The sequence below is a fragment of the Plebeiibacterium marinum genome (assembly GCF_026013615.1).
In the GTDB taxonomy this organism is placed as follows: Bacteria; Bacteroidota; Bacteroidia; order Bacteroidales; family Marinilabiliaceae; genus Saccharicrinis; species Saccharicrinis marinus_A.
In genome coordinates this window covers 19,925-42,073 of the sequence record NZ_JAPDPI010000047.1, presented here as the reverse complement: position 1 = coordinate 42,073, position 22,149 = coordinate 19,925, and the positions used below count along the sequence as shown (strand labels likewise).

The following is a 22,149-nucleotide window of genomic DNA, read 5'->3' as shown; positions in this document are numbered from 1 at the left end:
AAAACTATCTTTAGGTGCAAATTTGAATAGTTTATGCAAGAGAAAAAGAAAATCCTGATTTTTATTGATTGGTTTTTGCCGGGGTATAAGGCTGGGGGACCCGTGAGGTCGATGGCAAATATGGTGGAGTATTTAAAGGATGAGTATGAGTTTTTTATAGTGACAAGGAATACGGACTATACGGAAACAACTCCTTATGATGGTATTACTCCTAATGTATGGACTGATTTTGCAGAAGGGGTAAAGGTTTTTTATGCTTCTATAGAGTTTCAAAACTTTAAATCATTTAAGCAGATAATAGGAAGAAGGGAGAAGGGAGAAGGGAGAAGGGAAGCAGGACCTTTTGATGTTGTTTATATAAATGGGATTTATTCGTGGAAGTATTCTATTATGCCTTTAATAGCATTAAAAAAGTTTAAAGGAAAAAAGATTGTGGCTTCCAGAGGAATGTTGGCGCAAAGTGCAATTGATGTAAAAGGTGGGAAAAAGAAACTATTTTTAAAATTGGTGAAAATGCTAAATCTTTATAAAGGTATAGTCTTTCATGCAACCAATGAAAAAGAAAAAGAAGATATTCTAAGGTCAATAGGCTCTGATTCAAATGTTGTAATTGCTGATAACCTTCCTAAAAAAGAATTACCGCATTTTAAAGCGATAAATAAAGAAGCAGGGGAGCTAAAATTGGTTAGCCTTGCTCGTATTTCTCCAGAAAAGAATACACTTTTTGCAATAGAAAGACTGTCAGAGTTGAAAGAGGTGAAGGGAGAAATTGTTTTTGATTTATACGGTCAAGTGTATAACCAGGAATATTGGGAAGAATGTAAAAAAGTAATTGCAAATTTACCAAATAATATTAAAGTAACCCATAAAGGACTTGTTGATGCTGATAAGGTAGGGGAGATGATACAACAATATCATGTATTGTTTTTACCTAGCAGAGGAGAGAATTTTGGACATGTAATATTGGAAAGTTTTATGTCAGGCAGACCGGTTTTGATTAGTGACCAGACGCCTTGGAGAGGGCTTATTGATGAAAAGTGTGGCTGGGACATCCAGTTAAATGAGAGAAGAGAGATGAAAGAGTTGAGTGATTGGAGTACGGCTCTTAGTGATTTATTGGAGATGGAACAAGATGAGTTTGATAAGTGGTGTGAGGGAGCAAGAGCTAAAGCAGATGGATTTATATGCAATCCAGAATTAGAAAAGAGCTATAAGGAGTTGTTGTATTAATAAGGCTTTAAGGTATGGAAAAGACATACAACATCATACAATGCCATTCTTTTCCATCCAATGATTTAGAACTACAAGTGGCCAAATTCTTGAATAAGTAACAGAAGGATTATTGCTATTAAACTCTTTCCATAATTTGGTGAGTGCATTATAATTAAAGTAAGATCGGTTAGCCAATGCATTAATATGATGGTCTGCTAATGCATAAAGATCTTTTTTTAACCATTCGCTCCAAGGGAATACAAAACCCATTTTTTCACGATTTACAATATAGTCTGGCAATAGGTCTTTTAGAGAGTCAACCAATAATTTTTTAGGTGAGGTAGGGTATTTGAATCTATCGGGTACTGATAACATAAATTCTACTAATTCATGATCAAGGAAAGGAACCCGGACTTCTAAGGCATGAGCCATACTCATTTGGTCACTGTCACGCAATAGCACATTTTGCATGTAAGTGCTAATTTCGGAAATGGATACTCTGCTTAATACTTCTTTATTGCCGAGATGATAGTTCTTTATTAATTCTATTGGTAAGTGCTCCTGATTAATGTTATATGACAGGAGTTCATTCACTTTATTGTCTAACAATACCTGGCGCGATATAGCGTATTGCGATATAAAATCGTATTTATCCAGATTAAGCAGGGCATTTAATTTATCAGAAGCAACACCTGGTTTAACTTTTTGTAATAAGGTGCCGGATAATTTACGTAAGGGTAGAGGTAACTTCCATAGGGATTTGTTTCCTTCCAGCTTTGCCATGCGATTAAAAATGGCATAGCCTCCAAATAGTTCATCTCCCCCCAAGCCTGATAAGGCCATGGTAATTCCTGCATCTTTAGTTGCCTTTGATACCATCCATGTATTGGGGCCATCACCGGATGGATGATCTATGGAATTTAATGCTTGTGGCAGATGTTGTAAGAAATCGTTTGGAGAAAGTTGTATTTCGGTATGATCGGTTTGATGTAATTTTGCAATGTGTGAAGCGTATTTCGCTTCGCTGAATTCTTTCTCGGCAAAGGAGATGTTAAATGTCTTTACCTGTCTGTTTGAAACTTTTGACATGGCACCCACAACAGCGCTCGAATCTATTCCTCCGGATAAAAAAGCCCCAAAGGGAACGTCTGCTACTAATCGTCTTTTAACAGAATCATAAAATTGCTTTCTTACCTCTTCTTTTATTTCATTATATGTATCAGGAACATTTAAACTACAATGATCAATATGCCACCATTTTTCTTTTTTTAATGAAAGATTATCGGTCTGAATTGCAATATATGTACCAGGCTCCACCATAAAAATATCCTTTAAAATGGTGTTGGGAGCTTGCACGGTCTGATACCTTAAATAATCTCCTATTCCTGTGGTATCTATTGCTTTAGGAACCAGGTTACTAGCCAGTATAGATCGTATCTCGGAAGAGAATACCAGTGTTTTATTGTTGTAGTAGTAGTATAATGGTTTAATACCCAGCCTATCTCTTACTAATGTGATTTTCTTTTGTTGCTCATCCCATATGGCAAAGGCAAACATTCCATTGAGTTTATCCAGGCATTTTATACCCCATTGTTGCCAGGCTGCCAATATCACTTCTGTGTCGGAATGGGATGTAAATGGATAGTTTAATTCTTTTTTTATTTCTTCAAAGTTGTATATCTCTCCATTAAAAACGATGGTTAAATTGCCATTGGGTGTACTCATGGGCTGATGTCCGGCAGAGGATAAATCAATGATGGATAGCCTTTGGTGACCAAGTGTAATTCCTTCTGCTGACCATATTCCATGATCGTCAGGCCCCCGGTGTTCCATGGCCTTGTTCATGTTGGTTACCTGAGGTATATATGTTTGTTTGCTATGAGAAAATATTCCGTTTATTCCGCACATGTTTTTTATTCAAAAATGGTAAAAAGGTAAAAGGGTTTAAGGGTAAAAAGGGGCAAAGGTATAAAGGAGCAAGGGTACAAGGGTGCAATGGTACAAAGGTTTAATGGTGCAATGGTACAAAGGTGCAATGGTTTAATGGTGCAAAGGGGTAATGGTGTCAGAGGGTGAGAGGCGTTTATTTTTTCTGAAAGTTCATTTTTGTAAATTGTATTTTTATTATTAATAAGCTCTATAATCTCAAGTTGTTATTACTAAGTTTTTCTGACTACTTTTCCGACCACTTTTCTGACCACTTTTCTTGTGCTTTAGTAGTGATAACATCATTATCAGACTTATTAAGAAAAGTAACCACATTGTATCCGATAGTAGAAATGAATTCCTTATTTGAAAAACGACCTTTCCCTTCAGCAATATTTTGTGGTACCGAGCATGAGCATGCCTCTAATTGTTCGCATAGTCGAAAATGCTTTTTAGGGGAATTTTGATTCTTTTCTAGGAATAAAAAAGCCCTTTATACAATTTAGGTTACGGATGCAAATCTGTATATGATTTTTGGTTTGAATGCCAGCTCCTTCAAATGCAGGGCCTCCCTCTGTAAATATACCTCTTACAGTATCAAAATGTCTGTAATTACTGAATCCCTGTATTTTTATATCCTTAGATATTTGTTCGTCTATTTTTTGATGAAGATACTCAATAACCGCACAGTCTAATTCTCTAAGTATTAAATCATGATATTTATCTTTGGGCAGGTCTTTGTTTTTTGGTAGTTGTTTACCGGTAATCAGTAAATCATCTTTCATTAAACCGTAGTAAGTAGCAAGTATATCTATATATTCCATGTCTGTAAAATCTAAACAGTTATCAAGTAAAAAGATTACTCCAATCACAGATGGTTTATCTAAGTTACCTCTTTTTTGTTTATCCAGAGCCCATTGATATGCTCTTTGATAGTTGTTTTCCCACACATAAAATCCATTACCTAACCAGTCAAAGGATTCTGCGCTTTTTTTTACATTATTTGGAAAGTTAACAAGTTTGTCTCTGACAGATTCATCGCATCCATGAAATCCGAGCATTAGGTTTGGTCTTCTACGGTACATTTATTTCGTGATAACGACTTTTTTGAGATTTGTGTATTGGGTAGTAAAGTTTTCATTTTTAGTTAAAATGTGTGCTTCTTGTAAAGAAGTAATCACTTTTTCCCTGTCTTTTACTTCCGATTTAATCTTTTTTGCTAAAGATACCAACAACTTTATTTGATCCTTCTCCTTCATATATTATCATTTTATTCATCTCAAAAATAGTAATAACTATTCTATTTTTATGAAATATTCATTATTTGTTTTTTTATTTTTCTCAGAAATCTTCTAAAAATCAATGATTAAATAGTCTCTCAAAGAAAAGTGCGTTATACCCCACACAGTACCCTCTAACTGCCTAATGGGAGAACCTCCAACCCACAAAGTGCCCTACATTTTAAACCCTATGTCCTATCTCTGCACCTCTGTCCCTTTGCACCTCTGTCCCTCTGTCCCTCTTTACCTCTGTCCCTCTTTACCTCTTTACCTCTTTACCTCTGTACCTCTGTACCTCTGTACCTCTGTACCTTTACACCTCTGCACCTCTTTACCTCTGTCCCCCTACTCCTTTATACCTTTGCTCCTTTTTACTCCCCTATATCCTCAAAACAACCTCCGCCCATTTCTCCGGTGTATGGCTGATACCCAGTTTGTTGGATTGTTGGCTCATGCATTTTAATTCTTCCTGATCAAGTTGCATGATCTTTTTTAGAGCCTGTTTCAATTCTTCTTTATCTTCATTTTTAAAGATATAGCCATTTTGGTTTTCCATAAGGAATTGAGAGGTTGAGCCTATGGCTGATGAGCATACCATGGGAAAGCCTGCTGCAGCCATTTCGTGAACTACTACTCCCCAGGGTTCAAACCTGCTGGGTAATACAAAGACACCTGTTTCTTTAAGGTATTTGGGCATATCAGTGGGCTGTACAAAGCCATAATGTTTTATTTTGGGGTGGGAGGGACGTTGATCGTATAGCTCCCCGGTTCCTAAGCACCATAATTCCCAATCGTTAGCTGATTCTTTTTGTAATTCGATAAAAGCATCAAATAATAAATCAAGTCCTTTTTGTGGGATATAGCGACCTACATATAATAGTCGTTTGGGAATTTCTTTATTGTTTTTCTCCTTGTATATATTGTTGAAGTTGTTTATGTCGGCACTGTAAAAACCTGTATATATATTTTCTCCAAATCCTAGTTTGCGGGCATATTTTGCCTGAGGTTCTCCAGGTACCCAGGCATGTGAAAAGTGTTTTATTAGATAAAAAGGCGAAATAATGCGGGCTATTTGTTGTTTAATACCGCCAAACCATTGATTATCTAATGTAAGTACGGTTGGGATTTTACCTTTATAATACTTTGCTGTTTTAAGATACCCTTTATCAACCCAACCGCTACATATAATTTTATCCGGATCTATATTTTTTACCAGCTCCAATAAACTTTTATTGGTATAATCAGTACGGTTATAAATAGTAACTCCCTTAGGAATATCAAATTCAAAGGGAGCTTCTTTGTTGACCGGCCATCGAACCACATGGACTTCAACGTTTTTTTCTGCCAGTGCTTTAAAGCAGCTCATGACATACCCGGCGAGTTCGGTGTATAGGAATAATGTTTTCATAAAATTAAAAAAGGTCTAAATATTTAGGGGGGCAAAGGTTTAAGGGTTCAGAGGTGCAACGGTTCAGAGGTGCAACGGTTTAGAGGTTCAAAGGTGTAATGGTGCAATGGTTCAGAGGATAATGGTTTTATTGTCGGGCTCTGATTAATTTTAGAAGCATTGTTGAGATTATTTTACATTGATTTATTAAAGAATTTGCCTCTTCTGTTGAAATATAACCAATTTCTGCAGCTATTATGAGTTGGGTTTCAAGTTAGGCACAGGATCCTTTTGCTATATAAAAGTGTTTTACCGATTGTTTGTTAGTATTTAATTCATCTCCTTCTGCAATGTTTGAGGGAATTGAAACTGCAGCTCTCTGTAATTGATCTTTTAAACCAAAGTCCTTAGACAGATTTCCTTTGTTACATGTTTTATAAATATTTACAGCAAGTTCTTTTGATATTTGCCATACTTTTAATTCTTTAAAATTACCCATGATGTGTTTTTTTTAGGTGTAATGGGTTAAGGGTGTAATGGTTCAATGGTTCATAGGTGTAAAGGTATGAAGGTGTAAAGGTTCAGTGGTTCAATGGTTTAATGGTGACCTCTGCTCCCTTGCACCTCTTTACCTCTGTCCCTCTGCACCCTTGTCCCTCTGTCCCTTTAATCTACTTGTCCCTCTGTACCTTTGTACCCCTACTCCTTTATACCCTTGCACCCATTTTTTTGTACCCCTACTCCTTTATTCCCCTTGCACCCTTTTTTATCCTAAATCCTAAGCCCTAACTCCTCTTTTTCTTCTTGTTTATAAAAAAGTGGATTCCCTAACAATGATAAAATAATGACTAATTGTATAGTAAAAGGATTCATACTGGCAGCCAGCCAGCTTTCTACGGTGGTGGAAAGAATAACTCCAAAAAGAACAGCCCAAACCAATGGCGATTTGAGTGAGACTATATAAAAGTTTTTCAGCCATCCCCATAAGAATGCAAGTAATCCAAGTAGTCCTGAGTTTAACCAGATTGTTAAGTAACTATTGTGTACATTGCCTTGATGACCTTTTCCTAGGAAGTAATCTTTATATTGATACATGAGGTAGTCTGTATAACCAAAACCTTTTCCTATCCAATAATTGTTTTGAATTTGTTTCCATGCAAATTCAAATGCCACTAATCTTCCTGAACCTTCCTCAAGACTATTTAATCTAAAGTACTCTTGAAGGCCCAAAAAATCAATTATTTCGATCAGGTTAGTTGTTACTAATTGATATGATATAAAGGTTGAACTTAATACAATAAAGCCTAATGTTATAGAACGTTCAAATAGAAAATAGCCAATAAGAAATAAGCTAGATGAAAATATGCCTCCACGACTACCCGCTAATATAAGTGAAAGGCCTATGATAGACAGTATGATTAAATGTTCGCTTTTAAAAAAATAATGTTTGTGATATTTGTAGATAAGCAAATACATCATAAAAAAGCAAAACGCAAATATTCCTAAACCATTTGGATTTCCTAATAAACCATTATACCGTCCCCCTTTAAACATTACTAAACTTGGTGAAATATATTTTAACGCTAATCCAATTATAAGGATTAATGCTCCCGTAGCTATTATCCCTTTCAAAAATCTTACCTTATTTAAATATAATGCTTGCTGCACTATATGTGGTACTATATACAGCAATAAAAAGTACGATAACATTTTTTGTAAAGATTTGAATTTAATTGGACTAAATTGTAGACAAAATAAAGTAATTATAAAGAATAGAGTAAAAGGTATATAAAAATTATGTTTCGGCCAATAGTTACGTTCTTCCCATATTAAAAATGCAGTTACAACCATTGCCAGTGGTTTTACTGATTGCGCAAAATGAAAAATATACTGACGACTATCGGATAATATAAATAAAAACCATAAGCCTAATAAAAGTAAGAGGTATGATTCTTTCTTTCTGTGTAGAAAGATATGTATGGGTATAATAACCATTGCTGCAGTTGCAGAAAATATTCCTACTAGCATCCAGAATAGGAGGGTGAGGAAGAGTTTTTTTTCTTTTTGTATATAATCAATCATGTATTTTTAATGGTGCAAAGGTGTAATGGTACAAAGGTAAATGAGTATAGAGGTACAATGGTAAATATTAGGTTGTAGGTTGTTGGGTTTAGGAAATAGGACTTAGGGTATAGGGGGGATGAAATAACCCTAAATCCTATATCCTAATTTTTATAATTTCCAGCGTTTTTTTGGCTACAATATCCCAGGTATATTTTGTTTTAACTTTATTAAATGAATATTCTTTTTTTTGTTCAAGTATTTCATTGTTTATATTAATTGCTTCCATCATTGCTTTTTTTAATCCGCTAACAATGTTATCCCCATTTATTAACCAACCATTGTTTTCATTTACTAATTCTCCGGAAGCACCAACATCTGTTGCTATTATGGCACATTGACAGGCCATCGCCTCTAATATTACAGTAGGCATACCCTCAGAATAGGAGGGACAGAGTAGAATGTCACTTTCGGTTAATAATTGCTGAATCTTTTGTTGATCAGTAATAGAACCGTGATATATAATGGTATAACGGTTTAATGGTTTAATGGTACAAAGGTTAGAATCTTTTACTGTGTTTAATGCTTCTTCCTTTGTACCGTTGCACCCTTGTACCTTTTTATTTTCTGGTATCGGCCCTATAAAATGACATTCAAACGACTGGGCTTCATTAATCAATTGTTGTAAAACTGTATTGATTTCTTCTATACCTTTTCGGCGTTCGTAACGACCGATGAAAATAAAGCGTCTTAAACCTTTTAACGCCAACAGGTCTGATGACGCTGTCAGGTTGGGTTTAAGCCACTCCGGCGAAATGGCATTGGGGACGTTGTAAACCGAATGCAACTTAGCTCCATATTGATATAGTAAATCGGTTAATTTACCGCCTAAAGATATTTGTTTATTTGAATTATGGATTATGGGTTTTGCCGCTAAGCGCAGCAAATAATGCTGTAATTTATTCTTTACATCAATCGCCTTCTGATACATTTCTATGCCATGCAGATTTGTCACTATCTTTTTATCAAAGGGTTTTTTCTTTAGGAAATACCAACTAGTAAAACCCTGAGCATATATAGCATCATAGGTGTTTTGTTGAAGAGCTTGATATAAAGCTTTCGAATAGCAGTAACTATTATAAATATAATGACCGAAAAAGCGAATAGAGGAAGGGTGAGCTACATGGATAAATGAGATGTTTTGTAATTCCTCTGAGTTAAAATAAGTTTTCAGCTCGTCTTTATAGTATTGATTCGGATGGTAAACGTGCACTTTATGGTTTTGCTTAGCCCAGTATTTAGCCAGATAATAGCTATGTTTTTGTATACCACCTAAAGTAAATGGATAAAAGCCGTCAGTAAGGAGTGCGATGGTCATATTATGATAATTCTTTAATGTATTGTATTAAATTTTTAGGCCATAACTTGGGATTATTGGGTATACTTCCTTCAAAAATTCTTTTATCTTTTGTATCCTCGCAATATCTTATCTTTTTTGATTCATTATCTAGTATTATTGCAGCCTCAGAAAAAAAACCAGCCCAATAACTAAAAGTGCTGTTTTTCGACGCAATAATAATTTTACTTTTACTGAGATGTACAAGGTCTGATAAGTCGGAATAAGATGGAGATAAAGCTATATTTTCTAATAAAAGTAATTCTTTTACTTCTTCTTTATGCGCATCTGTAAAAATAGTTACCGAGAAATTTTTATTGCCGACCATTCTAATATTATTAATTGTCTTAATAATATATTCAATAGAAGTTAATTCCCAATTAACAAATTTAAAATCCCCCCTTCTTAAGTGGACTCCTATTACAGGTTTATATAAATTTGCAATAATTTTATTCTCATTTTTACTGAGGTGAGAATAAAAATGTGAAATTATCTGTGATCGAAAAGGACGAATATCTTTAAAAAGGTCACTATGATCTATACCTTTATATATATGAGAGTGGAATATTATTAAAGAAGATTTGTCAATTTTTTTATCTGCAAAATTGGGATCATATATTTTATTTTTAGCTAAAATCATTTTTGTTTTTCCCTTTATACACATAAATGGTGAAAAATTGAAACTAAATAAATATATCCTTTTTCTTTGTTCTTTTCTTATAAATGGACCAATAGATATTGAGTATATATTTGTTATTAGCAATTGCGAATTGTTTAAATATGCATAAGATAGGGCTCTGTATAATACAAATAGTCTGTTTCCTAATCCTGTTCTTGGTAATTTTGCAATTACATACCTTCCTAATATCATTTTAAAAGACTTTTATACTTTAATTTAATTTCTTTGGAATTTTTTCTCAGTTTGCTTTCAACAATATTCTTGCAATGATCCTTTAATGAGGGTGGTACTTTATTATAGATAGGTGTTTCATTGTCGCTGTGAATATAACCTAATTTATGAACTTCAATAAAGTTTGAATAATCACCTATTGATGAAGAGATGATCACCTTTAAGCCGGCTTGCAAATATTCAGCTATTTTGACCGGAGAAGCAACTTTATTTGTAATAGTAGAATGACGCAGTAATAATCCATAATCACATTGACAAATAATTGAATTTACTTGTTCTGGCTCAACAGTAGTTATTAGTAACCTTTCATTATATCTTTTTTGAAAGTTTTTTAATTCATTATTAATTGGGCATAAAAGAAGAGCAGCTGCTTGTTCATTATTGTCAAATTGCTTCGATAGAAATTCTATCATTAAATCAATACCTTGCCATTTTCCGTTACCTCCAGCGAAAGTATAGATTACTTTGTTCTTATTTTGTAGGATGAATGACTTAATTGCTTGAGGTACATTTGTTTTAGTTTTGCTATCTGAAACAGTACAAGGAATAATAAAATGTTTGTCCGAGTTATAAAAAAAACGTTCCTTCCAATAGTTAGTCAATTTCTCCGTTACTGCAATTCTAAAGTCGCTATTTAAGACGGCTTTTTTCTCAATTTCAAATAGCTGTTTTTCTAATCCAGAATTTTCAAACACTCCATATTCTTCATGTTCAGCAACGACTGCCCCACGGCCATCATAAACAACAATAGCCTTTTTAAACACATTTAATGCCAGACATGTTGCTAGAGGCCCACGGCAAATAACCTTTTTAGTAGAAATGAATAAACTTACAATCCATAAAAGTAGCTTGTTCAGGTACCAATACTTAAGTGGGGCAATCGTAGGTAATACTGTTGCTTGTGGGTTAAGTGCTTTAATTTTCACTTTGTTTTTCTTGAAAGATCTTGGTGATATTAAAGCAAATAAACGAATATTAACGTCCTTATCAAGAGTATTTATGAAATTGACGACATCTATAACCTGACTGTTATAAACGCCATTGGGTGGGTCATTAAAGGTAAAATAGATGATTTGTTTTTTCATATTTCTAATCAATTTCCCCATTGGATTATTATTAGGAAGTAACTGTAAAACCATTCCCATTCATTATGGGGAAATATCTTTTAATCTATCATTATTTCTTAATTCCACAAAAATCCAGCACCAGCTTATCTGTTTTTGTTCCCAAAAAAGTGGTATGACGAACCAGCCAAACAATAATATCGGCTTTTTCAACAGCATTTTTTTGCTCCGTTAAAGAGAAGCTAGCATGTTCTCGTATATGCGGTTCAACAACCAAAACCTCACCGCGTGCTTCTGCTACAATCTTTGAAGTAATGTATTTAGCAGGTGATTCACGCAAATCATCGATATCTGGTTTAAAAGCGAGTCCCATGCAGGCTATAATAGGTTGACGTCCATATTGAACTTCAAATTCAAGAGCTGTTTTTAAAGTTTTTTCCACACACCAATCTGCTTTATAATCATTAATTTCTCGTGACTGTCGGATTACATGAGCCTGTTCTGGGTAATCAGATACTATAAACCAAGGATCAACAGCAATACAATGCCCTCCCACACCACATCCCGGTTGAAGTATATTGACACGAGGGTGTTTATTGGCTAATTCGATTAACTCCCACACATTAATGCCAGCTTTATCACATATAATAGATAATTCATTAGCAAAAGCAATCTGCACATCGCGTGAAGAATTCTCTACTAGCTTGCACATTTCAGCGGTACGGGCATTAGTAGGGTGGAGCTGTCCCTTAACAAACAAACGATAAAAATCAATGGCTTTTTGTGTTGATGATTCATTAACACCTCCAATTACTCTGTCGTTACTTACCAGTTCTTCCAATGCCTTACCTGGTAATACTCGTTCAGGACAATAGGCAATATTAATTTTATCCTTTAGTTCAGGACGTTCTGCATAAATAATTGCAGCCATCTTTTCCGTTGTTAAAACAGGTGAAGTGGATTCAATAATAAATAGGTCGTCATCTTTCAAATGGGGTATTACATTGAGTGTTGCTGCTTCCACAAATGAAATATCCGGCTCATTATTGCCCTTAAAAGGGGTAGGTACCACAACTATATAAACGTCTGCATCATGTAAGGTTATACTAGCTTTTAAATAGTCATTGTTAACGCCTTTTTGCACCATTTCTTTTAAACCCGGCTCAATAATGTGTATTTCTCCTTTATTAATGGTTTCAATCACTTCCTGGTTAATATCAAACCCGTTGACTTTGATCTGATTATTGGCAATTAATGCTGCCGTTGGCAGGCCGATATAGCCCATTCCTATTATTGATACGATTGGTGTTTGCATGTTTTTTTACTAGAAAGGTGCAACGGTACAGAGGTGTAACGGTGCAATGGTATATTGTTTAATGAGATTTTATAACTTGTCTTTTAAAAATTTAATAATTCGCTCACAGGCATTGCCATCTCCATAAGGATTATGAGCCTTAGACATTTGAGAATAGACAGCCGGGTTATTTAAAAGTTCCAGTGATTCTTTAATGATCATCTTCTTGTTAGTACCTACAAGTTTTACTGTACCAGCTTCAACTGCCTCCGGTCGTTCAGTTGTATCTCGCATGACCAATACCGGCTTTCCTAGCCCTGGTGCTTCTTCCTGTATTCCGCCACTGTCGGTCAACACAAAATAACTTTGACTCATTAAATAAATGAATGGTAGATATTCCAAAGGAGGAATTAAGTGTACATTATTAATATTACCTAATATTTCATTAACCGGCCTTTGTACGTTGGGATTCAAATGAACCGGGTAAATAATTAAGACCTCCTTTTGTTGAGTAGCAATTTCTTTTATGGCTTCACAAATATGAATAAAGCCTTCACCAAAGTTCTCACGACGATGACCTGTGATTAAAACTAGCTTTTTATTGTTTAATTCGGTTTCAATATTTGGTATATAATTGTTCAATAATGTGATAATCTCTAGTTTTAACTGGCTTGAATGGTCAATTTTATTCAATGCCAATTGGAGTGCATCTATAACAGTATTACCTGTTACAGCAATATTTACTTCATTTATATTCTCGTTAAGTAAATTTTGCTTTGACCATGGAGTAGGTGCAAAGTGAAAATTAGCAATTCGTCCGGTTAATTGTCGATTCATTTCCTCTGGCCAGGGCGAATAAATATTATTGGTTCTGAGCCCGGCTTCTATATGACCTACAGGTGTTTGTTTGTAAAAAGCAGCCAAGGCAGCAGCAGTGCTGGTTCCGGTATCTCCATGTACTAATACTATATCCGGTTTAAAATCATCCAATACGTCTCTTAGACCCAACAAAACTCTGGAGGTAATATCATATAAATCTTGGCCTTGTTTCATCAGGTCTAAATCGTAATCTGGTTTAATATCAAATATGTCTAGTACTTGGTCAAGCATTTCTCTATGTTGCGCAGTAACGCACACTTTTAAATTGAAAAAATGATCTGATTCTAGATATTTACAAAGAGGAGCCATTTTTATAGCTTCGGGACGTGTACCGAATATTAAAAGAATTTTACTTTTTTTTATTGGCATATATTCTTTTTTTTATGAAAGTTATCTTATAAGTTTCTTAATCTAGATATTCCAGGTTGCATTAAATTCTTATAATGCCAAGAATCTTTTTGCTTAATAATATTTTGTTTGAAAAAATTGAATTTAGCAACATTTTCTAACGATTTAATAATTTTTTTAAATTCTGAATTTTTAATGTCCGGATTAATGCAAACTCCAAATTGATTAACTTCAATAATTTCTTTTGCTTGGCCATTGTAAAATAATCCTAGAATTGGTATACATAGGTTTATATAATCATAAATTTTTGATGGAACACATTCTGAGAAATTTGGGTTGCCTAGAGATGCAATTCCGTAGTTAATTTTATCAAGAAAAACATTTTCATATTCTTTTTGAGAAACCCATTCATAGAATTTAATATTTGGGTAGTTTTTATATTTATCTTTATGTTTGTATGATCCGAATAACCATAATTCATGACCTTCTATTTCTTTAAATAAATTTAAAACTTTATCAATTCTTTGTGCACTTCCCATGCTTCCTCCATATCCAAATATAAGTTTTTTTGTATTGAATTTTGATTTGTTTATTTGCAATGATTTCTCAAAATAACCAAAGTTAATATTGACGACTTTTTGATAGTCAACTTTCTTGTTAGATTGTAAAATATTCTTTTTTTGAGAGGTAGTTGATGTAATAATAAGGTCGCTCTGATTTATAATTTTTTTCTCTATACTTATTCTGTTCTTATATAAAAAATATTTTATAATTTTCTTATTAGAACTAAATGGATCTATTGGATCATGATAGTTGATAACCAACTTTGCCTTACTTATCTTTTTTAGTTTTAAACCAAGTATGAAACTGGCTAATTCATTTCCTGTTGTGGCGAATATAATGTCGTTCTTATAAACTTTATCTTTGAGATATTTATATGAATTTCTTATCCAATTATCTAAATAATCATATTTTAATCCGAATGATACTTTCTTATAAGTTATTTTTTCGTTATACTTAGCGGGAACTTGAATAATATTTTTGGTAACATTAACTTCTTTAATTGTAAAATTTGGAATTACTATAATTACATTAAAGCCGTTATTTTCAAGTGTTTCTACTTGGAAACGCCTTGCTCTAGGTCCTCCACCTTGATGAAAACCATCATAAGATCTTGTGAGGAAATAAATTTTTTTCTTCATTTGTTTTCCATCATTAAACCTGAATAACCTTTAAAATATTCATCTATCCAAGTTGCTTTATCTTGTTCATAAGCATAATAATAGGGTAAACTATATGTAATGTTTTGGAGTGATAATGTGAATTTTTTTAATTCACTAATATTAATTTTTAACTTATGATGGTTTTTCCAGAAAAATTCAAGATCATTCTTAGTATTAATTTTGTATACGCCATTACAGTAATTGAGGCATGAACTGCCAAATAAAAGTGCTGGTTTTTCTCTCCACAATCCTTCCCATGCAGCTGTACCTGTAATTGTGGCAACAGCAATACATTCATCTATCAATTTGAATGTATCGAATGAGATTGGTATGAGCTCAATATTTTTAAGCTTTGAAATGTAATTATAAAAATGAGATGTTCTGAATGCTGAAGTTTGTTTGGGATTTTCTTTAATATATATAAATACATCTTTTGGTAAAGTTTCAGACAATAAAGTTAGGGCATTTAATTGATCTGCGAAAATTCCACCAAGTGGATGTGTTGTCTTTTCTGGTTGTAAATGTAAAGGAAAATATATAAACTTTTTACTTAAATCAAGATTTGTATTAGCTAGTTTATTATAATGTTGCCTGATAAAATTATCTTGAGAATATTGGTTAGTGATCTTTTTGAGTTTTGCGTAAAAGTAATCAATGTTAAGATTTCTAAATATATTCAATATATTAGGAGCTTTCCTAATTTTACTGAATTTAATACCAGACATATAATATGGTTGTTGCTTATAGTGTTGTTTATAATATACTCTTTCAATTTCTTTCTTAAATTCTGGATTTAATAGGGATAAGAATTTTTTATCATTCATATCACCCATGTTTTGTATGTACTCGTTTAATTGCACGGCATGTTCATCGATATTCTTTATGAATACTCGCATTCCGGGTATTGGAGTGTGCTCCGGTAAAATTGTTTTAATCTTAAAATAATGTGCAACAAGATATCCAACAAAATCAAACGGCATTGATGGAGCTTCTTGAAATAGTATTGTATCAAGTTTACTAGATAGATAGAAATTGGTCCAGAAAGAGATATAATACTTTAGTGTTAACATTTTTTCGTCCAATGATAAAGAACTAATATACTTATTGAAGTAATCAGGATCGCTTATATATCTCTGTAAAATATTGGATTTTGAATATGTTTTAAGAAAGAATACAGAATCGGGATGAACTAATCTATCCATCATTTGATAGATATTAGTTTCTTGATTCAGGGATTGGATGTACTTTAATACCTCTGTATTATTTACTAATGGAATAGATTTGTAGTAATCATCAATGTGTAACGGGAAGTAAAGGGCAAAAAGATCATAAGTTTGTATATCGACTTGTGTATTTTCTATTATTAGTTGAGGGTAAGTGAATTGGTAAAATATTTTAACATCAAGTTTATCCAATATTAATTCAATAGCTTCTTTTTGATATGGGTGATAGAAATTTATTGCTGCTATATTCATTTCAATATAGTTGTTTTTGATAAATCATCAGTTCCTTTTCTAAACTGTTTAGTTCATAATGGCTAAAAGCTTTCAGTTTGTTTGCAACAAAGGCATGACGTCCTTTATTAATTATAGATCCTAATAGCTTATTGTTTATCGCAAATTCTTTTATTACTTGATAAAGAATATCAGGTCTGTATGAGTTAAGGTTGTTTTTTCCATTTTTAAGTAATTCAACTATATAATCACCTGCTCGTTTATGATTTAAACCATCAGTCCATTGTATTACATTTTCAATCTCCCTTGTTCTAACATTAGCTAAAGATTGAAACTCAGGAAGTGTTTGGGTGGGAGAGGAAAAGAACTTCTTTAAAATTGCATTTAAGTCCTTATATGTATTAACTATAACAGAACCCTTATATAATTGATCTCTTTTAAAATCAGAACCTGATGGATTAATCAATATAGTATTTAACCCACATAACCAAGCTTCTAGACACGTAGTTGTTTCATAACCTAACCAGATATCACTAGCTTTGATACAATTTTCAATTGACTCTTCATTTTTTAAAATTATTACGTTATCCAATCCTCTCAAACCTTCTATAGCAGAAGCCTTGTCTCCCAATAAAGAACCTGGATGTTCTTTTATAAGAAAATAATATTGAGGATTACTATTAATAATACTGTAGAGGATCTTATTTAGTTTTTTTCCATCTTCTTGAAATCTAATTATTTGATCTTGAGAGTAGTGTTTTTTTGTAATTTTAAATCTATGGTCTTGAGGATACAAAATTCCAAAATCCCAACAAGCAAAACCAATTAGAGGTTTGTTTTTGGGAATGTTTAATCCGTCTTTAACCAGTCTTTTAACTTTCTTGGTATTAGATTTTAACTTATAAAGATCAAAACCAATACCACCACATACTTTTATGTATTGTTCAAGGTGTGGGTATTGGGTAGTAATCAGTTTTTTTGCTCTAAATGTCCATTGCAAATTTATATCTTCTATAAGGATCTTTTTCTTATTCCATCCCCAAAACATTTGTTCAACTGCAAATTCTTTTATATTACCTTCAGAGGTTCCAGTAATAACCATGCAACCAAATGATTTTGCAAATTTAACAATGCTTATATTTTCAGGAGCTCCGATTCCATTTGCAAGAAATACTATTCTTGGTCTATTTTTATAAATAAGTTGTTTACCCTCAAATATGCAACCTCTCAATACATTGTATCCACAAAGATTTAGATAATTGCAGATTAATGTTGAAATATAGTTATCTCGTCTTGCACCAGAATACCATTCAAGATTTAAAATATCTATCATATATGGAATTATTTGCGTGTTAGCTTATAGGATAATGGGGTTCCTTTTTTTATATCAATATTTGAAATTTGGCCAATAATCTCTTTTAAGTACTTTGGATGTAATCCGTAATATGGACGAATGGAACGAATATTTTCTTCTGTAAAGACATCACCTCTTTTTATGTCTTTTACAACGAAAAGTGATCGTCCAAATTTTTTATTCTGTTGAGCTTTTTCAGTTAATTCATAATTTACTTTACCAATTGCGCTTTCCGCTTGCCGAACAGCAGCAACCATATCTGTAAATTCCTTTTCATCGAGGGAGAAAGGAGCATCAGGTCCTCCTATAGATTTATCGAGAATAAAATGTTTTTCAATAACCTGTGCGCCAAGACATGTAGCTGTAACAGGAGCTATAAATCCCATTGTATGATCAGAAAGTCCGACTTCAACGCCAAATATTTTTTTTAAATCGGGAATTGTTGCAAGATTGGCTTCTTCAATTGGGGCAGGATATGATGATGTACATTTTAAAAGTATTATATCGTTATTCCCAACATTACGACATGTTTCAACAGCTAAAGCAATATCTTCTTTTTCTGCCATTCCTGTAGAGATAATAATTGGTTTCATTTTAGAAGCCGTGTATTCTATCAATGGGATATCCTGAATTTCAAACGATGCAATTTTATATGCCGGAGGATTAAACTGTTCAAGAAAATCAACTGCTGTTTTATCAAATGGAGATGAAAAACAGATTAGCCCTTCTTCTTTTGCCACAGAGAAAAGCGTCTCATGCCACTCCCATGGTAAGTAAGCTTCTTTATACAAATCGTAAAATTTTTTACCTTCCCAAATTGTTCCTTTTAGCAATTCCTGAAAATACTCATTGTCACAATCAATCGTTAAGGTATCAGGAGTATATGTTTGTAGTTTTATTGCATCTGCTCCGGTACGTTTTGCTGCTCGAATGGTTTCTATGGCAATATTGATATCATGTCCATGATTAGCTGATAATTCAGCTATAATGAAAGTCTTTCCTGAATTGATATTGAAATCTCCAATTTGCATATTTTATAATTAAAGTTTTTTCATTAATAGTTTTTAACTTTATATACAAAACAATCATTCCCATTAACACAATCGTTTCGTTCGAACTTAAAACCTGCTTTTTTAAACGATTTTACAGAAGCAGTATTGTCTGTTTTAATATATGCAAAAACTGGATTATTATTGTTTTTCCAAAATTCTTTACAGGACATTTTCAGTATCATAGGAGCAAGTTTTTTCCCTCTGAAATATTCGTCTATAGAAATACCAATAATCGCTTCTTCTCCATTTTCAATTCTGACTTGTCCGGCAGCTCTGTTTTCGCTTTCAAATATTAATATTTGAGCATTAGAATCTTTCAACTTTCTTTTGAACCAAGCAACATGATTCTCCCAAATTATAGTATCGGAATAAAACGATGCTTTACGAACCAATGGTTCATTAGCCCATTCGTATAATAATTTAGCATCACCAATAGTTGCTCGTCTGTATGATAATTCGGTCATTAACATATTTGTTTGAATGCTTTTAATATTCTGGCACCTGAATTTCCATCAATAACTCTTGATTGATGAGAAGCTATTCTTGTTGCATTTTCATGTATTGAAATATCAGAAATTGCTTTATATAATTCTCCTACGCTCAGTTCATTGATATTTCCTATCCCAAGAGCTAATCCTTTATTAATAATGGCTCTATAAATATTTACCTGATTATCGACAAACCAACCTCCGATAAACGGCAATTTACATGCACATGCTTCTACAGAAATAGTACTTGCAGGGAGAAATCCAATATCTGAATTTAACATTGTATTATATAATTCAGAGGCATTTAATTCCCAATATTCTTTTATTTCTTTATTGTCTGGATTGTCAAATTTACTACAATCTATTTTTGAAATTAAAGAAATCGAATTAATAATAGGATGTTTCAAGAATGTATTTACAATCTTTATTATTAAATCTTCAGGATCTGTTCCCCCTAAACTGATTAATACATCCTTCTTTTTATTCGAGATTATTTTCTCTTGTTTGGAAGCTTCTAAAAACTCTGGACGTAATAAAGTATATTTATATCCCAATAAAAGCTTTGTGTATTTTTCTATAGAATAAGATTCTTGGTTTATCCCTTCTGAATGATTAATAACAATATCTGCAGTATAGTGTTTGTTGTGAATGTCATCAATACAAACTAATTTGCAGCCTTTTTGTTTTATATCTATCTGGTACGACGTCTCAAAAAAGTAATTATCAAGAACAACAATCTCATCACCTGCTAACTTATCTAAAAATTCACTATAATGAGATTCATCTTGCTGTAATTCAATAATGTCAAATCCTACTTGTGAAATTGTATTTTTTAGAAATGAATCAAAGATGCGAGTTGCGAAAATGCAGTTAAACTCAGTGTTTAACATCTGAGCTAAAGCAATACAACGGAATATATGCCCATATCCTATTACTTTACTTCCATCAACTCTGAGATATACTGTTCTTTTATTATTGCTCATTTACGAGTTTATACTTTAATTCTGCTATTTGCCAATCAACCTCTGTATCAATATCCTGAACCATCAATTCCGGCAAAATTACAGATGAGGCATTTTTTGTAAACAACACCTTCTCTTTCAAAAAAGCATCTGTTTTTAAGAAATAGAACTGACCAGCATCATGGAATGTATCTTCCAAATCCTGAGAGCGAGCTTGCATATTTTCAGGGTGAATCATCTTGATTCTATTTTCATCGAAATGCAAAGCTCGTTGTATAGGGTAAGAAAACTGTGCAACCGGAAAAACTGCAGTACAATCAGTCTTACTTAATTTATCGTAAGCAGATATTAAAAAATCAGCATTTATAAATGGAGCAGTTGGCAGAATACAACAAAACGAGTCGAAAGTCTCACCTATTTCTGCGAATGATTGTAAAACTTCTTCAACAACAACTGCTAAAGGTGCATAATCGTTAGCACTATCTTCTGATCTGAAGAATGGAACCTGAGCTCCAAAGCTCTTTGCGACTTCAGCGATTTCTTCATCGTCGGTTGAAACCATTACAATATCAAAAAGATTTGATTGCAATGCTGCTTCAATTGAGTATGCAATAATGGGTTTCCCACAAAACTCTTTTATGTTTTTTCGCGGTATCCGCTTACTTCCGCCACGAGCAGGTATTATTGCGATTGACTTATTCATTTGCTTACGAATTCTATTACCTTATTGATAACATATTGTTGTTCCTCATTTGATAAAGTCGGGAACATTGGCAAGCTTAAACACTTTTTGTAATAAGCTTCTGCAACAGGCATATCTCCTTTTTTCCAACCTTGCTTTTTGTAATATGGCATAGTATGAACAGGAATATAATGAACCTGACTAAATATTTTTGCTTCTCTCAGGTGTTCGTATAATCCTTTTCTGTCATCAACCTGAATTACATATAAATGATAGGCATGGCTAACATTTTTGGGAACAACAGGAGTTTGTATTTCTTCAATTTCCGAGAAAGCTTTTGTATATGAATCAGCTATTTTTTGTCGTTGAGAAACTCCTTCAGCTGCTCGTTTCAATTGAGATATCCCTAAAGCAGCTTGCATATCTGATAAGCGATAATTATATCCTAATTCGACCATCTCATAGTACCAACCTCCATGATTTTCATCCATCAGATTTTCATCTTTGGTAATTCCATGAGTTCTATAAAGGCAAAGTTTATCATATAATTCTTTATCGTTTGTTGTTACCATTCCCCCCTCTCCGGTTGCTATATGTTTAACTGGGTGAAAAGAAAATATTGCTAAATCAGCAAACCGACTATTACCACATTTTTGATTTATTTCTTTAGAATCAATAAAATATCCTCCTGGAGCATGACAAGCATCCTCAATTATTTTCAGATCATATTTCTTTGCAACAGCGTATATTTTTTCAATATCAACAGGATAGCCAGCAAAATCGACAGGAATAATGCCTTTGTATGTTCCTGCAGGTGCAGAAATTAACTTTTGTTCGATTTTATCTATATCAATACAATACGTTTCAGGATCAATATCAACAAATTCTATTTCACCACCACAATATTTTATACAGTTTGCACTTGCAGCAAATGTGATTGGAGTTGTCAACCATTTATCTCCAGGTTGAACATCCAAAGCCATTGCACATAAATGCAATGCAACAGTTCCGTTAGCCACTGCCACCGCATATTTAGTATCTACATATTTTGCAAATTTCTCCTCAAATTCTTTTATTTGGGGTCCTTGAGTTAGGTATTCTGATTTTAATGTCTCTACCACGGCATCAATATCCTCTTGAGCAATAGATTGTCTTCCGTACGAAATTGGCTTCATAA

Annotated in this window: 19 protein-coding genes and 2 pseudogenes; 1 reads left to right on the top strand and 20 read right to left on the bottom strand. The window is 33.2% G+C overall.

The features are described 5' to 3' along the window. Positions 1-33 precede the first annotated feature (33 nt). Entirely contained in the window at positions 34-1,230 is a 1,197-nt protein-coding gene (locus OM074_RS17745; protein ID WP_301201894.1) for a glycosyltransferase family 4 protein, read from the top strand. Between the two features lie 33 nt (positions 1,231-1,263). Here OM074_RS17745 and asnB read toward each other — a convergent pair whose 3' ends face one another. The 20 genes and pseudogenes from asnB to pseC form a co-directional block, all read right to left on the bottom strand. Further along, positions 1,264-3,120, bottom strand: a complete 1,857-nt coding sequence (asnB, locus tag OM074_RS17740; RefSeq protein ID WP_301201893.1) for an asparagine synthase (glutamine-hydrolyzing) — start codon at positions 3,118-3,120, stop codon at positions 1,264-1,266. 265 nt (positions 3,121-3,385) lie between these two features. Continuing rightward, a pseudogene (locus tag OM074_RS17735) lies at positions 3,386-3,544 on the bottom strand (hypothetical protein); the annotation flags it as partial. 46 nt (positions 3,545-3,590) lie between these two features. Then, on the bottom strand, positions 3,591-4,223 hold the full coding sequence (locus OM074_RS17730; protein WP_301201892.1) for a hypothetical protein: 633 nt from the start codon (positions 4,221-4,223) through the stop codon (positions 3,591-3,593). Further along, positions 4,224-4,397: a hypothetical protein gene (locus OM074_RS17725; protein ID WP_301201891.1), complete on the bottom strand. Its 174-nt coding sequence runs from the start codon at positions 4,395-4,397 to the stop codon at positions 4,224-4,226. 400 nt (positions 4,398-4,797) lie between these two features. Further along, positions 4,798-5,826: a glycosyltransferase family 4 protein gene (locus OM074_RS17720; protein ID WP_301201889.1), complete on the bottom strand. Its 1,029-nt coding sequence runs from the start codon at positions 5,824-5,826 to the stop codon at positions 4,798-4,800. Positions 5,827-5,953: 127 nt separating this feature from the next. Beyond that, positions 5,954-6,304 (bottom strand): annotated as a pseudogene (locus tag OM074_RS17715) (four helix bundle protein). Between the two features lie 272 nt (positions 6,305-6,576). After that, on the bottom strand, positions 6,577-7,887 hold the full coding sequence (locus OM074_RS17710) for an O-antigen ligase family protein (RefSeq protein ID WP_301201888.1): 1,311 nt from the start codon (positions 7,885-7,887) through the stop codon (positions 6,577-6,579). A gap of 136 nt (positions 7,888-8,023) precedes the next feature. Further along, positions 8,024-9,244 carry a glycosyltransferase family 4 protein gene (locus OM074_RS17705; protein WP_301201887.1) on the bottom strand — a complete coding sequence of 407 codons (1,221 nt, stop codon included), beginning with the start codon at positions 9,242-9,244 and terminating at the stop codon, positions 8,024-8,026. A gap of 1 nt (position 9,245) precedes the next feature. Further along, a complete protein-coding gene (locus OM074_RS17700) occupies positions 9,246-10,133 on the bottom strand; it encodes an alpha-1,2-fucosyltransferase (protein ID WP_301201886.1) in 888 nt (295 codons plus the stop codon). Continuing rightward, the gene (locus OM074_RS17695) at positions 10,130-11,311 is read right to left on the bottom strand and encodes a glycosyltransferase family protein (protein WP_301201885.1); all 1,182 of its coding nucleotides are present in this window, start codon (positions 11,309-11,311) and stop codon (positions 10,130-10,132) included. The genes OM074_RS17700 and OM074_RS17695 overlap by 4 nt, the downstream gene beginning before the upstream one ends. Before the next feature lie 37 nt (positions 11,312-11,348). Then, positions 11,349-12,551: a UDP-N-acetyl-D-mannosamine dehydrogenase gene (wecC, locus tag OM074_RS17690; RefSeq protein WP_301201884.1), complete on the bottom strand. Its 1,203-nt coding sequence runs from the start codon at positions 12,549-12,551 to the stop codon at positions 11,349-11,351. Between the two features lie 69 nt (positions 12,552-12,620). Continuing rightward, positions 12,621-13,778 (bottom strand): non-hydrolyzing UDP-N-acetylglucosamine 2-epimerase, encoded by a 1,158-nt coding sequence (gene wecB / locus OM074_RS17685; protein ID WP_301201883.1) that lies wholly within the window; start codon positions 13,776-13,778, stop codon positions 12,621-12,623. Positions 13,779-13,804: 26 nt separating this feature from the next. Then, positions 13,805-14,959, bottom strand: a complete 1,155-nt coding sequence (locus tag OM074_RS17680; RefSeq protein ID WP_301201882.1) for a glycosyltransferase family protein — start codon at positions 14,957-14,959, stop codon at positions 13,805-13,807. Next, positions 14,956-16,455 (bottom strand): capsular polysaccharide export protein, LipB/KpsS family, encoded by a 1,500-nt coding sequence (locus OM074_RS17675; RefSeq protein WP_301201881.1) that lies wholly within the window; start codon positions 16,453-16,455, stop codon positions 14,956-14,958. The genes OM074_RS17680 and OM074_RS17675 overlap by 4 nt, the downstream gene beginning before the upstream one ends. A 1-nt stretch (position 16,456) precedes the next feature. Continuing rightward, complete coding sequence (locus OM074_RS17670) at positions 16,457-17,767, bottom strand: BFO_1060 family glycosyltransferase (RefSeq protein WP_301201880.1); 1,311 nt, start codon at positions 17,765-17,767, stop codon at positions 16,457-16,459. Positions 17,768-17,775: 8 nt separating this feature from the next. After that, on the bottom strand, positions 17,776-18,819 hold the full coding sequence (gene pseI / locus OM074_RS17665) for a pseudaminic acid synthase (protein ID WP_301201879.1): 1,044 nt from the start codon (positions 18,817-18,819) through the stop codon (positions 17,776-17,778). Positions 18,820-18,842: 23 nt separating this feature from the next. Then, the gene (locus OM074_RS17660) at positions 18,843-19,304 is read right to left on the bottom strand and encodes a GNAT family N-acetyltransferase (RefSeq protein WP_301201878.1); all 462 of its coding nucleotides are present in this window, start codon (positions 19,302-19,304) and stop codon (positions 18,843-18,845) included. Further along, a complete protein-coding gene (gene pseG, locus OM074_RS17655) occupies positions 19,304-20,311 on the bottom strand; it encodes a UDP-2,4-diacetamido-2,4,6-trideoxy-beta-L-altropyranose hydrolase (RefSeq protein ID WP_301201876.1) in 1,008 nt (335 codons plus the stop codon). The genes OM074_RS17660 and pseG overlap by 1 nt, the downstream gene beginning before the upstream one ends. After that, positions 20,301-20,993 carry a pseudaminic acid cytidylyltransferase gene (gene pseF / locus OM074_RS17650; RefSeq protein WP_301201875.1) on the bottom strand — a complete coding sequence of 231 codons (693 nt, stop codon included), beginning with the start codon at positions 20,991-20,993 and terminating at the stop codon, positions 20,301-20,303. Before pseF ends, pseG begins: the two co-directional genes overlap by 11 nt. Continuing rightward, a complete protein-coding gene (pseC, locus tag OM074_RS17645; RefSeq protein ID WP_301201874.1) occupies positions 20,990-22,147 on the bottom strand; it encodes a UDP-4-amino-4,6-dideoxy-N-acetyl-beta-L-altrosamine transaminase in 1,158 nt (385 codons plus the stop codon). The genes pseF and pseC overlap by 4 nt, the downstream gene beginning before the upstream one ends. Positions 22,148-22,149: the final 2 nt, after the last annotated feature.

Excerpts from the sequence above, each read along its gene's own strand:
- pseG (WP_301201876.1), bottom strand. The coding sequence starts at position 20,311 with ATGAGCAATAATAAAAGAACAGTATATCTCAGAGTTGATGGAAGTAAA.
- OM074_RS17720 (WP_301201889.1), bottom strand. The coding sequence starts at position 5,826 with ATGAAAACATTATTCCTATACACCGAACTCGCCGGGTATGTCATGAGC.
- OM074_RS17705 (WP_301201887.1), bottom strand. The coding sequence starts at position 9,244 with ATGACCATCGCACTCCTTACTGACGGCTTTTATCCATTTACTTTAGGT.
- OM074_RS17660 (WP_301201878.1), bottom strand. The coding sequence starts at position 19,304 with ATGACCGAATTATCATACAGACGAGCAACTATTGGTGATGCTAAATTA.
- asnB (WP_301201893.1), bottom strand. The coding sequence starts at position 3,120 with ATGTGCGGAATAAACGGAATATTTTCTCATAGCAAACAAACATATATA.
- OM074_RS17745 (WP_301201894.1), top strand. The coding sequence starts at position 34 with ATGCAAGAGAAAAAGAAAATCCTGATTTTTATTGATTGGTTTTTGCCG.
- wecC (WP_301201884.1), bottom strand. The coding sequence starts at position 12,551 with ATGCAAACACCAATCGTATCAATAATAGGAATGGGCTATATCGGCCTG.
- pseC (WP_301201874.1), bottom strand. The coding sequence starts at position 22,147 with ATGAAGCCAATTTCGTACGGAAGACAATCTATTGCTCAAGAGGATATT.
- OM074_RS17680 (WP_301201882.1), bottom strand. The coding sequence starts at position 14,959 with ATGAAGAAAAAAATTTATTTCCTCACAAGATCTTATGATGGTTTTCAT.
- OM074_RS17730 (WP_301201892.1), bottom strand. The coding sequence starts at position 4,223 with ATGTACCGTAGAAGACCAAACCTAATGCTCGGATTTCATGGATGCGAT.
- pseI (WP_301201879.1), bottom strand. The coding sequence starts at position 18,819 with ATGCAAATTGGAGATTTCAATATCAATTCAGGAAAGACTTTCATTATA.
- OM074_RS17675 (WP_301201881.1), bottom strand. The coding sequence starts at position 16,455 with ATGAATATAGCAGCAATAAATTTCTATCACCCATATCAAAAAGAAGCT.
- wecB (WP_301201883.1), bottom strand. The coding sequence starts at position 13,778 with ATGCCAATAAAAAAAAGTAAAATTCTTTTAATATTCGGTACACGTCCC.
- pseF (WP_301201875.1), bottom strand. The coding sequence starts at position 20,993 with ATGAATAAGTCAATCGCAATAATACCTGCTCGTGGCGGAAGTAAGCGG.
- OM074_RS17700 (WP_301201886.1), bottom strand. The coding sequence starts at position 10,133 with ATGATATTAGGAAGGTATGTAATTGCAAAATTACCAAGAACAGGATTA.
- OM074_RS17670 (WP_301201880.1), bottom strand. The coding sequence starts at position 17,767 with ATGATAGATATTTTAAATCTTGAATGGTATTCTGGTGCAAGACGAGAT.
- OM074_RS17695 (WP_301201885.1), bottom strand. The coding sequence starts at position 11,311 with ATGGTTTTACAGTTACTTCCTAATAATAATCCAATGGGGAAATTGATT.
- OM074_RS17725 (WP_301201891.1), bottom strand. The coding sequence starts at position 4,397 with ATGAAGGAGAAGGATCAAATAAAGTTGTTGGTATCTTTAGCAAAAAAG.
- OM074_RS17710 (WP_301201888.1), bottom strand. The coding sequence starts at position 7,887 with ATGATTGATTATATACAAAAAGAAAAAAAACTCTTCCTCACCCTCCTA.